This is a genomic window from Betaproteobacteria bacterium (assembly GCA_016791345.1).
In the GTDB taxonomy this organism is placed as follows: Bacteria; Pseudomonadota; Gammaproteobacteria; order Burkholderiales; family JAEUMW01; genus JAEUMW01.
Map to the genome: position 1 here is coordinate 1 of JAEUMW010000343.1, position 14,170 is coordinate 14,170.

A 14,170-nucleotide genomic window follows, 5' to 3' on the forward strand; every position below is an offset into this window, starting at 1 on the left:
CTGTTATAGAAGTCGACCACGGCGCGCAGGCTCTTGAAGTAGCCGTTATGCATATAGGGCGAGGTAAGGGCAATGTTGCGCAAGGTGGTCACCTTGAACTTACCGTTCTCGTTGGCGCGATGGACGATCTTGCCCAGACCCTTGTCGACGAACCGCTTGCCGTCGGGGTTGAATTCGGGAGGAAGATCGTAGAAGGCACTGTACGGATTGCGCGGCACCCCGATATTGTCGTAGGTGAAATCCGTCAAGACGGCCGGTGTGCCGTCCTTGGCAGGCCGGTTCGGGTGGCACGCAGCACAGTTGCCTTTGCGTTCGTTCTCGAAGACGAAGAGTCCACGCAATTCCTGCGCGGTCAACTTGGCGCGACCGGCGAGGTACGCGTCGTACTTTGACGAAAACGGGTTGAACAAAGAAGTGTGCTCGAACGCGGCGATCGCATCCACCATGCGCGCATAGGCAGCATCGGTGTCCCAGAGCGCGTCCTTGCCATAAACCTCCTTGAAGAGCGGCGCATACTGGGCCTGCCGGACTTTCTGGATCACGCGATCCCTGTTCGGATTGTGCATTTCCAGGGGATTCAGGAACGGCTGCTTGGCCTGCTCTTCCAGCGTGGCAGCGCGACCGTCCACGAACTGCCCGCCGACGAAAAGCTCTTCTTCCTTGTTGAAGCCGAACGCCGGGCTGTACGCCATATACATCGCGGTGGGCGTGTTGCGGTTACCGAATCGGCCCGGGATGACGCCCTTGGACGTGGGGAAGCGCTTGTCCGGATCGGTGAATGCGAATCGCGGGTCGTGACAGCTGGCGCAGGACTGTCCCTTCGGCTGCGAGAGATCGGTGTCGAAGAAAAGTGCCGAACCCAGGCGCTGTTTGGGTGTGAGATAGCGCTGAATCGCGCGCAGGTCGAAGGGATCGTTGGCGGTGCCCGTACCATGACTCAGGCCGGCACTGCCAAGAAAGGTCACGAACAGGACGAATGCAAGGGCGTTGCGAGTTCTCATTTTTTTATCCCTGGTGAGCCCCGCAACTGGATGCGGGTAGACGCCCCGCGAGTTAAACGCTAATGCGAATGCTTGTCAACAAGATCGCCAAGAGTGCAGCGTGCGCGCGGGGCGCGATCTGGAACGCTGAAGGGGAAAACGGGACTGGAGCGGGTGAAGGGAATCGAACCCTCGTATGCAGCTTGGGAAGCTGCCGTTCTGCCATTGAACTACACCCGCATCTTGCGCGAAGTCGGCCTCTGAAGGACCGCCCCGGATCGCACGTCGCTACCGCCCTCCCACCGTGCGACGCGCGCGTGCTAGAATTTAAGCCGTTGAAAACCAAGACATAGCTTAGCAGTGATCGCCATTACCATCAATGGAGAGCCGCGCGAATTCGACGCGGTCATGAGCGTGAGCCAGTTGCTGGAGCAGCTGGAGCTCACCGGCAAGAAGATCGCCCTCGAGCGCAATGGCGAGATCGTCCCACGCAGCCAGTTCGGTGAGCAGCGGCTCGCCGATGGCGATCGCATCGAGATCGTGGTGGCGGTGGGCGGCGGCTGAACGCGTCGGGGACAATTCGCCTCACAGCAGGTAATCTGTCAGTTCCCCGTTGAACCCGTGAAGGCTCTCGCCATGGATCCGCTCGTGATCGCCGGTCGCACTTACACGTCACGCCTGCTCGTCGGCACAGGCAAGTACAAGGATTTCGACGAGACCCGCCGCGCCGTGGACGCGAGCGGCGCAGAGATCGTCACCGTCGCCATCCGCCGCACCAACATCGGGCAGAACGCCAACGAGCCGAGCCTGCTCGAAGCCTTGCCACCCTCGAAGTACACGATTCTGCCGAACACCGCGGGCTGTTACTCGGCGGAGGAGGCGGTGCGGACCCTGCGGCTCGCGCGTGAGCTGCTGGACGGGCACACGCTCGTGAAGCTCGAAGTGCTGGGCGACCCGAGGACGCTCTTCCCGGATGTCGTCGAAACCCTGAAGGCGGCGAAAACGCTGGTGTCGGAAGGCTTCGACGTGATGGTGTATACCTCCGACGACCCGATCGTGGCCAAGGCACTGGCGGACGTCGGCTGCTGCGCCATCATGCCTCTCGCATCACTCATCGGCTCCGGCATGGGCATCCTGAACCCGTGGAACCTTGAGATCATCATCGAGAACACAAACGTCCCTGTGCTCGTCGATGCCGGTGTGGGCACCGCGTCCGATGCCGCCGTCGCCATGGAGCTCGGCTGCGATGGCGTTCTGATGAACACGGCGATTGCTGCGGCGAAGGACCCAGTGCTCATGGCCTCGGCGATGAAGAAGGCGGTGGAGGCCGGCCGCGAGGCCTATCGCGCAGGCCGCATGCCGAGAAAGCTCTACGCGGCAGCGCCAAGCAGCCCGACTGCCGGGTTGATCTCGCCGGCGTCCAGGGCGGCCTGAGCCGCACGTGAACCGGACGGTGCGAAGACGTGCGCCGTATCCATGGAACCAGGAACCGACATCCGCCCGATTCGAAGCTACGTCCTCCGCCAGGGACGCATCTCGAATGCTCAGCAGCGCGCCTGCGCCGAACTGCTGCCGCGCTACGGCATCCCGTTCCGGGCGGCACATCTCGATCTCGATGCTGAATTCGGTCGCCCGGCGCCCAGGTTGCTCGAGATCGGATTCGGCATGGGCGAGACCACTGCGGCCATCGCAACGGCCCATCCCGAGAACGACTATCTCGGTATCGAGGTCCATTCACCCGGCGTCGGCAGTCTGCTCAAGCTGATCGCGGAGCGCGGTCTTCGCAACGTGCGTGTGATTCAGCACGATGCGGTCGAGGTGCTGCAGGCGATGATTCCGCCTGCCGCGCTTCACGGAGTGCACATCTTTTTTCCGGATCCCTGGCCGAAGTCGCGGCACCACAAGCGACGCCTGATTCAGCCGCCCTTCGTCGCTTTGCTGACGGAGCGCCTGCAGCCGGGCGGATACCTGCACGTGGCCACCGACTGGGCGCCTTACGCCGCGCAAGTGCTGACCGTACTCACCGCCCATCCGGGTCTCGCGAACAGCGCCAGCGGCTATGCGCCTCGCCCGGAGTATCGCCCGCTCACCAAGTTCGAGCAGCGCGGACTACGGCTGGGACATGCCGTTCACGACATCGTCTTCCGGCGCATCTAGCGAAGATCGGCGCATCAACATGCACGCGAATCAAGGAGGATCGCCATGGGAATTTCGGTCCACTCCACGGCCCGCCTGGGCATCACGGCCGGACTCGCACTCGCGCTGCAGGGCTGTGCATACGCCCAGGCTCCGGGCGCAAAATCCGGCTTGCTCGCAGCCTGCCCGGATCACAGGAATTGCGTCAACAGCGACGCAACCGATCCCCGGCACGCCATCGCGCCGCTGCGCCTCAAAGTTCCGGCGGCAGAGGCGTGGGCCGACCTCAAACACCTGCTCGAAGCCATGCCCGATGTCGGGATCGTGCGCGCCACACCCGACTACCTCAGTGCGGAATTCTCCACGGGATGGTTTCGCTTTACCGATGACGTGGAATTCCTCCTGCGCGCACAGCAGGCCGAGATCGCCGTGCGCTCGGCTTCCCGCGTCGGCTACTACGATCTCGGCGTCAATCGCGAACGCATCGAGAAACTGAGGGCAAAGTTGCGCGAGAAGGGGATGGTCGAGTAGACGGCTCGGGTGACGCCAGGAAGATCTGCAGCGCGTCGTTCAGGAACCGGCGACCGAGCGGGGTCGGCACGGCGCGCTCGTGATCCCGCACGATGAACCCGCGAGCCTCGGCGACGTCTAGCCCCGGTAGCACGACCGCCAGTGGCAGCCCCGTGCGTTCCTCGAACAAGCGCAGCGGAAATCCGCTGCTCAAGCGAAGCGCGTTCATCACGAATTCGAAGGGCAGTTCGCGGGGCACCACCTCCTGCGCGACATCGACGTGTCGGCCCCGCCCGACCGCTGCCATGTAGGCGCGTGGATGCCGCACCCGCGCCTCGCGCAGAACGCGGTTCGGCAGCGAGATCTTGCTGTGCGCGCCGGCGCCGATGCCCAGATAGTCGCCGAAGCGCCAGTAATTCAGGTTGTGGCGGCATTCGCTGCCAGGACGCGCAAACGCGGACGTCTCGTAGTTTCGGTAGCCTTGCGACGCGAGGACGCCCTCGATCATCTCCTGCATGTCCGCCGCAACGTCGTCGGCAGGCAGCGGCGGCGGGAAGCGATGGAAGTAGGTGTTCGGCTCGATCGCAAGATGGTACGCGGACAAGTGCGGAGCCCCGCAGGCCGCCGCCGTCTCGATGTCGGTGCGCGCCTCCGCCAGCGTCTGGTGGGGCAGACCGTACATTACGTCGAGATTGAAATTGTCGAAGCTCGCCTGCGCGATCTCGATGGCGCGACGCGCCTCGCGATCGTCGTGGATACGGCCGAGCGCCCGCAGCTGTCGCGGCTCGAAGCTCTGGATGCCGATGGAAAGGCGATTGACGCCCGCCGCACGGTAGGCGGCAAACTTTTCCGCTTCGAAGGTCCCGGGGTTGGCCTCCAGCGTCACTTCGGCATCGGGGGCTACGGGCAGCCGTGCGCGGATTGCGGCGAGCACATCGTCTATCGCACGGGCCGACAGAAGACTCGGCGTGCCGCCGCCGAAGAACACCGTGTACACCTTGCGGCCCCACACCTGCGGCAGGGCGCTTTCCAGGTCCGTCGTCAGGGCTGCGACGTAGTCCCGCTCCGGCAGGGCCTCCTTGACTTCGTGGCTGTTGAAATCGCAATACGGACACTTGCGCACGCACCACGGCACGTGCACGTACACCGAGAGCGGCGGCAGCACGGCAAAGCGGATCCCCGCCGCGCCACCTGAGACGGGGACGGCAATCTCAGGCATCCGGCGGGCACCGTGGACCGTTCATGTCCGCATGGTAGCCGGCGTCCGCACGGCCTGCCAGCGCGCGGCAGTCGGTGATCGGCCCGTCTGCGCTAGAATAGCCGGGTCCTCGCCATGTCCCGCGACGCCGAAGCACAAGGAGAATCGCGGCCACAGAGGTCGATCTACGCTTGCAGCGCCAGACTCCAGTGAGCCACTCCCTCCCGCGCACGCCGCTCGTCGATGCCCTTAAGGCATTGGCGTCACAGTTCATCGTGTTGCACCACCTCGCCGCCTATGGACCCATGTCCGAATTCGGATCCGAGCATGCTGCCGGGCTGTTCGACTGGCTGTACTGCAACGCGCGCATGGCGGTGCAGGTGTTTTTCGTCGTGGGGGGATTCCTCGCCGCAAGAACCCTGGCACCGAAAGGTGTCGCTGCGTTCTCGTCCCCGTCGGCAGTGCTCTGGCGCCGCTACTGCAGGCTCGCTGTCCCGTACATTGCAGCGATTCTTCTCAGCATCGCCGTTGCCGGCGTCACCCGCGACTGGATGGACCACGACTTTGTACCGGCAGCGCCCACGTTGGCGCAGTTCGCGGCGCACGCCGTTCTGCTGCACGACATCCTCCGCTTTGAATCGCTCTCTGCCGGCGTCTGGTATGTTGCGATCGACTTCCAGCTCTTCGCGCTGCTCGTCGCCGTGCTGTGTCTTGGCCGCATCGCACACGGCACGAAACCGGCGATGCAATGGGCGATACCCCTGCTGGTGCTCGGGCTCGCAATCGCTTCCCTCTTCTATTTCAATCGCGATCCGGACTGGGACGCTTGCGCGCTCTATTTCATGGCATCCTATGGTCTTGGCATTCTCGCTTACTGGACTGTCAATCGCACCCTTTCCCCGTTCTGGCTGGTCGTTCTGGTGGTTCTCGCGGTGCTCTCGGTCGCGATGGATTTCCGGCCGCGTCTGCTCGTCGCGCTGACGGCAGCCCTCGTGCTCGCCATGGCTTCCGGAACGCGCACCTTCGAGCATTGGCGGCCTGCGCCCTGGCTGTCGTTTCTGGGACGCATTTCCTACTCCGTGTTCCTGGTTCACTTTCCCGTGTGCATACTCGTGAACGCGGTAGTCTTTCGCTATTTCCAGGCCGATCCTGCGGCCAACATCGTCGGGCTTCTGGTTGCGTGGGCGAGCAGCATAAGCGCGGGTTGGCTGCTTTACGAAATGGTCGAGCGACGAACGATGCGCGTCACCGGCACAGACCGTTCGCGTTCCGGGACCGCAGCGGCCCCACTATGAAGATGATTTAGGATGATTTGTATACTCTTGCCGGACGCATCACGGACGGCGCAGCAGTTCCGATCGTTGGGTGAGTTCCCACGCTGGCACGCGCCGCGAGCGGCAGGACCGCGCTTTGCCGTAGTGTTCGCACGCCCCTGGTTGCCAGCCTGCGTGATGCTGCTGACGCTGCTCTTTGTGCAAGGCGCGCACGCCTTCGGCTTCGCGGACGTTGCACAGCAAGCGAAACAACTGGCGGCCGCGCCCTTCAAGAAATCCGAAGGCACGCCACTGCCGAAGGAGTTGCAGGGGCTTACGTACGATCGCTATCGAGACATCCGTTACAAACCGGTCGACGCCTGGTGGCGAGGCTCCAAACTGCCGTTCGAACTCGAGTTCTTTCACCGCGGTTTTTATTTCGATCAACCGGTGACGATCAACGAGATCGTCGGCGGACGCGTCCGCGAGATCAAGTACAGTCCGGACCTGTTCGACTTCGGCGGCAACAAGGTGGATCGGCAGAAGTTGCAGGGAATGGGCTTCGCCGGCTTCCGCGTGCATTACCCGGTGAATACGCCGAAGCACAAGGATGAAGTCCTGGTGTTCCTGGGAGCAAGCTACTTCCGCGCAATCGGAAAGGGTCAGGTCTACGGGCTTTCCGCGCGCGCGCTCGCCGTAGACACGGCGCTGATCTCCGGTGAGGAGTTCCCTCGTTTCGTCGAGTTCTGGATCGAACAGCCCGCGGCCAATGCGCGCGAACTCACGATATATGGTCTTCTCGATTCGAAGCGCGTAACGGGCGCCTATCGATTTCTGGTAAGGCCCGGCGTCGAAACCGTCGTCGACGTCAAGGCGCAGATTTACCTGCGCGAGCATGTGGCCAAGCTCGGGCTCGCGCCGCTGAGCAGCATGTTCTCCTTCGGCGAGAACCAGAAGTCGAGCACCGATGACTATCGCCCGGAAGTCCACGATTCCGACGGGCTGCTGATTCAGTCCGGTACCGGAGAGTGGATCTGGCGACCGCTCACCAACCCGAAGCGATTGCTGGTCACTTCATTCACGCTCGACAATCCGTTGGGTTACGGCCTCATGCAGCGCGACCGTGACTTCACTGGCTACGAGGATCTGGAGGCGCACTACGAACGACGGCCGAGCGCGTGGGTCGAACCGAAAGGGAAGTGGGGCACCGGCCGCGTTGAACTCGTGCAGATTCCGTCGCCGGACGAAACCAATGACAACATCGTGGCATTCTGGGCGCCGGAGACGGCCCCCGTGCCCCGAAAGCCGTTCGATTTCGAATACCGCATCCTGTGGCAGAAGGACTCGGAGACGCGTCCACCGCTCGCATGGGTCACCCAGACCCGTCGCGGACGCGGATACACCCGTAATCCCGACTCGAGCATCGGTCTCGTCATCGACTTCGAAGGCCCTGCACTGAGAAAGCTACCGACCGACGCAACACTGTCCGGCAATGTCACGGCCGATTCGAACGGTGAGATCGTCGAGAAGGTCGTTCATCGAAACGACGTCACCGGGGGATGGCGCATGGTGCTTCGTGTCAAGCGGCTCGACGATTCGAAGCCAGTCGAGATTCGTGCGTTCCTCAAAGGGGACGCCAATACGGTATCCGAAACATGGAGCTACATACTGCCTCCGGACTGACCGACCCGCGCGATCGTTTCGACCGCTGCGTCGCGTATCTCGACCGGTTGCCGATCAGCGAGGAGAAGCGCCACGCCGTGATGGCGCGCGTGCGCAGCATGACATCCGGGAACGCCCGCGAGGCGATGGCCAACCTGCATCGCGTGCTGGCGGAAGGCGCCGGTTCGGACGACAACCCGGCCTACTGCTCGATCGAGCAGCGGCTCGCACTCGCCTATGGTGGAGACGCGAACGGCCCGCACCTCGCCCCGGAGCGCCCGCCGCGCCTGCGCCTTGTCACCACGCCACCGCTCAATCGGTCGTCGATGGTGCCGCAGGCCTGGGCGAAAGGATGGCTCGCCCGCGTGCTGCGCCCTTGGAGTGGAAAGCTCATCGTACCGCACAGGTCACGACGGCGGGACGAGAACCCCGAGGACTCGACCGAACAAACCGACGTTTCCGGGGCAGAGACTGTCGATTGGCAACCTGCAGGCCTGCGACGCCGCCTCGTCCTGCTGGCACTCGTCATCATGCAGACCGTGGTAGCAACGGAGTTCATGAGCGCGGTGCTGCCGTATCACGGCGGTCAGCCACTCGAGACATTGCTGCTCGTTCTGTTCGCGATCCTCTTCGGTTGGGTCTCGGCCGGATTCTGGACTGCGATGGCCGGCTTCCTCGTCCTCCTGCTGGGACGCGACCGCTACGCCATCTCGCGCACGACAGCGGACGATGCCACCATCGCCGATGGTGCCCGCACCGCCGTCATAATGCCGATCTGCAACGAAGACGTCGCACGCGTTTTCGCCGGTCTGCGCGCAACCTATCGATCCGTGGCGTTGACCGGCGAGTTGCGTCACTTCGACTTCTTCGTGCTCTCGGACACGAACGATGCGGAAACGCGTGTCGCAGAAGCGGCGGCGTGGCTCAACCTGTGCCGAGCGGTCGGGGGATTCGGGCGCATCTTCTATCGCTGGCGGCGACACCGGATCAAGCGCAAGAGCGGGAACGTCGCCGATTTCTGCCGGCGCTGGGGCAAGAACTATCGCTACATGATCGTGCTCGATGCCGACAGCGTCATGAGCGGCACCTGCATTACCAGATTGGTGCGCATGGCCGAGGCAAATCCCAGGTCTGGAATCATCCAGACCGCCCCGCGCGCCGCCGGCCGCGACACGCTTTACGCACGTATCCAGCAGTTCGCCACCTGCGTGTACGGTCCGCTCTTTACTGCAGGACTTCACTATTGGCAGCTCGGCGAATCGCACTATTGGGGACATAACGCGATCATCCGCGTCGCTCCCTTCATTCGGCACTGTGCGCTGGGGCGGCTGCCGGGACGCGGATCACTGTCCGGGGAGATCCTGTCGCACGATTTCGTCGAAGCCGCCTTGATGCGGCGCGCCGGCTGGGCTGTGTGGATTGCCTACGATCTACCCGGCAGCTATGAGGAGATGCCACCCAACCTGATCGACGAACTCAAGCGCGACCGCCGTTGGTGCCAGGGCAATCTCATGAACTTCCGTCTTTTTCTCATGAAGGGTCTGCACCCTGCGCACCGCGCAGTCTTCATGACCGGGGTGATGGCGTACCTGTCTGCACCGCTGTGGTTCGCTTTCCTCATCGTGTCGACGTGGCTGCTCGCGGAACACGCGCTCAAGCCGCCCACCTACTTTCCCGAACCCTATCAGTTGTTCCCCGTCTGGCCCGAGTGGCACCCGGAATGGGCGGTCGCCCTCTTCAGCGCCACCGCCACGCTGCTTTTCCTGCCCAAGATCTTCGGCATGCTGCTGCTCGGTGCGAAGGGCACGCATCCCTATGGCGATGGCGTTCGCCTGATGGCCAGCACCTTCGCCGAGATGATCACATCGGCCCTGCTTGCACCGATTCGCATGCTCTTTCACACCCGCTTCGTGCTCACCGCCCTGATGGGCTGGACGGTGAGCTGGAAATCCCCCGCGCGCGAGGATGCCGCCACCTCCTGGACCGAGGCCGTCAAGCGACATGGCACACAGACACTGTTCGGAGTGGCCTGGGCAAGTGGCATCTACTGGCTCAATCCCGCCTTTTTATGGTGGCTGTTGCCGATCGTCGGGGCGCTGATCCTCTCGATCCCGCTCTCGGTGTTCACCAGTCGTGCCTCGCTCGGACAGCGCTTTCGCAAGGCGCGCCTGTTCCTCATTCCCGAAGAATCCTGGCCACCTCTGGAAATCAGGATGACGAACCGCTATCTCAAACGTGCTGCGGAGGCGCCCGACTTTCTCATGGCCGTGGTGGATCCGATCGCGAACGCCGTGGCCTGCACCACGGGGAGTGCGCGCGGCGAGCACGAACATACGCTCGAGCCAAGCGCGGAACAAAAGGAATGCGTGGTAAGGGCGCTAGCTGCCGGACCCGAAGCAGTGAATGCCAAGGAACGCGCACTCTTGCTGGACGACCCAGTGGCGCTATCGCAGCTTCATTTCGAAGTCTGGACGGCCGAACAATTGCATCCGACGTGGTCCAGAGGTGGCAAAGGAGTTCAATGAACAAACCGCGGAAGAGCAATTCCGCAGGGTCTGTCTAGCCCTTACCGACTCTTGCGTTTAGACCAGCCCACTCGACGAAGCGCGCAAGACGCCTCGCCCAACGCTGGCGGTACATCCGGGTCACGAAACCGGTCTGCCACGCGATCACGACCCATGCACAGCGGATCTTTTCGTGAAGTCCGATGGGTGCTCGACCTACCGCCCGCAACCGCTCCGAGAAAAGTCTAAGATTCGGCCAGATCAGCATGCCCTTGCGCAGCCGGGGGTCGTACCACGCAGCCCGATCCCTCAGGTTGCGATTCGCTTCGGTAGACTTGGCCGCGTGGAATCGGCGATAGAACAGCGCTTCGGGCACCTCCGCCCAACGTCCCTGCATCGCTAGTTCGGCAAGCAGGACATGATCGGCAGCAACGTAGGCGCCATGCAGCGCCGTACGTCGCAGGGCGTCCAGCCGGATCAATCCGAGCACCGGATTGCACAGGTAAACATTGGTTAGAAAGTGCCGGAGCCTCGCGTGAGCCGCCGCCTCGCCGAGTGCCAGCCTGTCGTCGTAGTGAGAGGTGATTCCCCCCGCAGCGTCGATCAGTACGGTGCGCGGGTAAGCCAGCACCGCAGCGGGGCTGGATTCGAGTGCCGCGACACACCGCTCGAGATGACGGGGTTCGCAAAGGTCATCATAGTGATGCCATCGGAAGTAGCGTCCACGAGCTTCCATGATCAGGAAGTTGTGATTCCACGCAGCGCCCCTATTGACGTCGTGACGGAAGTAGCGGATCCGCCGATCCTTGTCGGCGTAACTCCGGCATATCTCCTCCGTTCCGTCGGTTGAGCCGTTGTCCGAGATTACAATCTCGAATCGTTCGAAAGTTTGCGCAAGCAGCGAATCGAGCGCAGAGACCAAGTAGAGCGCGCCATTAAACAACGGCATTCCCAAGGTTACGACAGGTGCTGCAACGTCAACTTGGCTCTCTGCGCTCATTGCAAACAGTTCTGGCAGTTTGTTTGTTATCCGACGGTGCGACGTTGCGCCGGCTTCGTCCAGCGGAGGTCACTGCTGAGTCTCCCCTCGTTCTGAAGAGACCTTACGCGTTTGATGCGAAGGTAGCGAGTGCTCTCGAACTCATCGAGAGTAAGACCATGCCCCTTGTATGCTTCATAAAGCTCGGCGATGCCTTGGGGAACCGTCCACCTCGGTTGCCACTCCGGGAGCTTCTGCTTGATTTTCTCGAAGCTCACTCGATAGTCCCGCTTGTCCGGTGCAGCGCCTGCGCCAAGAGTGACGACGCTACGTGGTACTCGCTCCTCGACCATCCGCGCCAAGTCCCTGATTTGGTAGTTCTCTTCGGTCCTTCCAACGTTGAACGCCTCGTTGAAGACGTTTTCGCGAGGCGCTTCCAGAACGGCGAGGAACGCCCTCGAAATATCTTCGATGTGGACCAATGGCCGCCACGGTGAACCATCGCTTTGCAGCAGAACCTTGCCGGTGGTGAAAGCATATCCCGTGAGGTTGTTGACAACAATGTCGGCGCGAAGACGCGGCGACACCCCATACGCGGTCGCGTTACGAAGATAAGTCGGGCAGAAGTTGGAATCCGCAAGGCGCGACACATCCTGTTCCACCAGCACCTTGGACTCTCCATAGGGGGTAACCGGGAAAAAGTCTGCCTTCTCGTCGACATAGTCATCCCCGCCCGCCCCATAAAGGCTGCAGGACGAAGCGAAGATGAACCGCTTAACACCAGCTTTTTTCGCGGCCTCGGCCAAGCGAACAGATGCCAAGTGGTTGATATCGTAAGTGACCTGTGGATTCACATCACCTAGCGGATCGTTCGAGAGCGCCGCCAGATGCATGACGGCGTCAAAGCCTTTTAAGTGGCGAGGTTCGACATCCCGTAGATCTACCTGCACCGCCGGAAACTCCCTGCCGGGATCGCTGAAGTCGCATCCCACGAATAATCCGATGTCAAGGCCGACGACTTCATGTCCGGCCTGACGGAGCAGGGGTGCCAAAACGCAACCGATATAACCTTCGTGACCTGTGACGAGAATCTTCAATGTTGCTCCTTCGACGTCAAGAAATAGGCCGTGCAGGTCGCCCGATACGCCGGGCTGCTGAAGCCAGAGAGAGTATGGAAGCACACTGCGATGGGATTGATGGCTGGAGTGACATGCGAGCAGCCGGTAGAAGCAGTTTCAGTCGATCTTTTGTTGGGTGAGTACGCCGTAAAATCGGCCCGGCCTCAAGGGGGTTACCACACTTTCCAGGGAGGATCACCGGATTGCCAAAGTTCCTCAAGGTAGTTCTTCTCGCGGAGGGTGTCCATACACGACCAGAAGCCGTAGTGGCGGTAGCCCATCAACTGACCTTCTAACGCGAGTCTCTCGACAGTTTCCTGCTCCCAGACAGTATTATCGTCGCTGATGTAGTTCAGCGCCTTGACGTCCAGAACAAAGAAACCACCGTTAATCCATCCCTCACCTTCATATGGCTTCTCAAAGAACTCGGTCACGCGATCTCCCGAGAAAGCCAGTCGGCCGAAGCGCGCTGGCGAACGAACCGTGGTTACGGTCGCAAGCTTGCCATGGCTCTTGTGAAATGCAATGAGACGCGAGATATCGATATCAGCAACACCATCGCCGTAAGTGAAAAGAAACGTGTCGTCGTCACCGATCCATTTCGCCAAACGCTTCAGACGGCCTCCCGTCTGCGTGTGTAGGCCGGTGTCAGCCAAGTACACCGTCCAAGGTGGCTGAGTGGATCCATCGTTGTGAATGGTGGTGCGGCCATCAGACAGATTGACCGAGATGTCGCTATTCAAAGCATAGAAGTTGAGGAAGTATTCCTTGATCATCTCGGCACGATAACCCAAGGCAATGCCGAAGTTGTTGATGCCGTGAGCGCTAAAGATGTTGAGGATGTGCCACAGAATCGGTTTCCCACCGATCTCGACCATCGGCTTTGGTCGGAGAACTGTTTCTTCAGAAAGGCGTGTTCCAAATCCGCCCGCTAGGATGATGGCTTTCATTGCGACTTCCCTTTTCCGATCTCTATCGACAAGAATCGCCTTGCTTGCACCGTGGGTTGATCATACGTCGTTGTTGCTTTGCATTAGGCACTTGGTGCAGGCAAGCGACTCAGAGCCGGGATGATAGCTGGGAGGTAACTGTGGGCGGCCTCCGGGCGACGGAGGGACTGTTAGGTCTTGACGGGGGCGCCGACGGGTGTAGTACCAACGACAAAGCCCTCGGTGAGGAGGGCTTTGGGTGGGGGTAGGTGAGCCTGGCGGTGACCTACTTTCGCGCGGGCAATCCGCACTATCATCGGCGCTGCGTCGTTTCACGGTCCTGTTCGGGATGGGAAGGGGTGGGTCCAACGCGCTATGGCCGCCAGGCAATTCGGGTGTCGCTACCTTGGGAACGGCCCGCCGGGGGCGGTGTTCTTCAAGGGGCGACGGATTCGGAAGGATAAGTCAAAGGGGTATTGGATTGCAGCCGCCTTTATTCCCTGATGTTCGGGGTTATAGGATCAAGCCGCACGGGCAATTAGTACCGGTTAGCTCAAACGATTGCTCGCCTTCCACATCCGGCCTATCAACGTCCTGGTCTCGGACGACCCTTGAGGGAGACCACCTTTATGCGCACGAGCTTTTGCCGATCGTGCCTGCATGTTTCCCGGTGTGTGCTGTGATGCGTCTCGCCCTTGGGCAGGGCTCGGGCATCGAGCATCCGGGCTGCGCTGTAATGATGCGCATAAAGGTGATCTCCGGGGAAGTCTCATCTTGGGGCATGTTTCGCGCTTAGATGCTTTCAGCGCTTATCACTTCCGCACTTAGCTACCCGGCGATACGACTGGCGTCATAACCGGTACACCAGCGGTGCGTCCACTCCGGTCCTCTCGTACTAGGA

General features: G+C 61.6%; 12 protein-coding genes, 1 tRNA gene and 2 rRNA genes. 7 read left to right on the forward strand and 8 right to left on the reverse strand.

What is annotated here, in order from left to right:
• Both JNK68_13500 and JNK68_13505 read right to left on the reverse strand, forming a co-directional pair.
• Positions 1 to 1,001: hypothetical protein (locus JNK68_13500; protein MBL8541371.1), on the reverse strand; the 1,001-nt coding region annotated here is incomplete at its 3' end.
• Positions 1,002 to 1,146: 145 nt separating this feature from the next.
• Positions 1,147 to 1,220, reverse strand: a tRNA-Gly gene (locus JNK68_13505).
• Between the two features lie 120 nt (positions 1,221 to 1,340).
• Between JNK68_13505 and thiS the strand changes: the two genes are divergently transcribed.
• The 4 genes from thiS to JNK68_13525 all read left to right on the forward strand — a co-directional run bounded on the left by thiS (position 1,341) and on the right by JNK68_13525 (position 3,647).
• Entirely contained in the window at positions 1,341 to 1,544 is a 204-nt protein-coding gene (gene thiS / locus JNK68_13510; GenBank protein MBL8541372.1) for a sulfur carrier protein ThiS, read from the forward strand.
• A gap of 72 nt (positions 1,545 to 1,616) precedes the next feature.
• A complete protein-coding gene (locus tag JNK68_13515; GenBank protein MBL8541373.1) occupies positions 1,617 to 2,414 on the forward strand; it encodes a thiazole synthase in 798 nt (265 codons plus the stop codon).
• Between the two features lie 42 nt (positions 2,415 to 2,456).
• Positions 2,457 to 3,137: a tRNA (guanosine(46)-N7)-methyltransferase TrmB gene (gene trmB / locus JNK68_13520; GenBank protein MBL8541374.1), complete on the forward strand. Its 681-nt coding sequence runs from the start codon at positions 2,457 to 2,459 to the stop codon at positions 3,135 to 3,137.
• A gap of 45 nt (positions 3,138 to 3,182) precedes the next feature.
• Positions 3,183 to 3,647 (forward strand): DUF1499 domain-containing protein, encoded by a 465-nt coding sequence (locus JNK68_13525; protein MBL8541375.1) that lies wholly within the window; start codon positions 3,183 to 3,185, stop codon positions 3,645 to 3,647.
• On the opposite strand, the gene JNK68_13530 is transcribed toward JNK68_13525, so the two are convergent.
• On the reverse strand, positions 3,586 to 4,845 hold the full coding sequence (locus JNK68_13530; protein ID MBL8541376.1) for an oxygen-independent coproporphyrinogen III oxidase-like protein: 1,260 nt from the start codon (positions 4,843 to 4,845) through the stop codon (positions 3,586 to 3,588). The two genes, JNK68_13525 and JNK68_13530, sit on opposite strands and share 62 nt — an antisense overlap.
• A 188-nt stretch (positions 4,846 to 5,033) precedes the next feature.
• Here JNK68_13530 and JNK68_13535 point away from each other — a divergent pair, with 188 nt between their 5' ends.
• The 3 genes from JNK68_13535 (at position 5,034) to mdoH (ending at position 10,264) form a co-directional block, all read left to right on the forward strand.
• Entirely contained in the window at positions 5,034 to 6,119 is a 1,086-nt protein-coding gene (locus JNK68_13535) for an acyltransferase (GenBank protein MBL8541377.1), read from the forward strand.
• A gap of 156 nt (positions 6,120 to 6,275) precedes the next feature.
• Entirely contained in the window at positions 6,276 to 7,760 is a 1,485-nt protein-coding gene (locus JNK68_13540) for a glucan biosynthesis protein G (GenBank protein MBL8541378.1), read from the forward strand.
• Positions 7,733 to 10,264: a glucans biosynthesis glucosyltransferase MdoH gene (gene mdoH, locus JNK68_13545; GenBank protein MBL8541379.1), complete on the forward strand. Its 2,532-nt coding sequence runs from the start codon at positions 7,733 to 7,735 to the stop codon at positions 10,262 to 10,264. Before JNK68_13540 ends, mdoH begins: the two co-directional genes overlap by 28 nt.
• 34 nt (positions 10,265 to 10,298) lie before the next feature.
• Here mdoH and JNK68_13550 read toward each other — a convergent pair whose 3' ends face one another.
• The 5 genes from JNK68_13550 to JNK68_13570 form a co-directional block, all read right to left on the reverse strand.
• A complete protein-coding gene (locus JNK68_13550) occupies positions 10,299 to 11,243 on the reverse strand; it encodes a glycosyltransferase family 2 protein (GenBank protein ID MBL8541380.1) in 945 nt (314 codons plus the stop codon).
• A gap of 26 nt (positions 11,244 to 11,269) precedes the next feature.
• Complete coding sequence (locus JNK68_13555) at positions 11,270 to 12,319, reverse strand: SDR family oxidoreductase (GenBank protein ID MBL8541381.1); 1,050 nt, start codon at positions 12,317 to 12,319, stop codon at positions 11,270 to 11,272.
• 194 nt (positions 12,320 to 12,513) lie between these two features.
• The gene (gene rfbF, locus JNK68_13560; GenBank protein ID MBL8541382.1) at positions 12,514 to 13,290 is read right to left on the reverse strand and encodes a glucose-1-phosphate cytidylyltransferase; all 777 of its coding nucleotides are present in this window, start codon (positions 13,288 to 13,290) and stop codon (positions 12,514 to 12,516) included.
• Between the two features lie 252 nt (positions 13,291 to 13,542).
• A 5S ribosomal RNA gene (gene rrf / locus JNK68_13565) occupies positions 13,543 to 13,656 on the reverse strand.
• A gap of 130 nt (positions 13,657 to 13,786) precedes the next feature.
• A 23S ribosomal RNA gene (locus JNK68_13570) occupies positions 13,787 to 14,170 on the reverse strand; the annotation flags it as partial.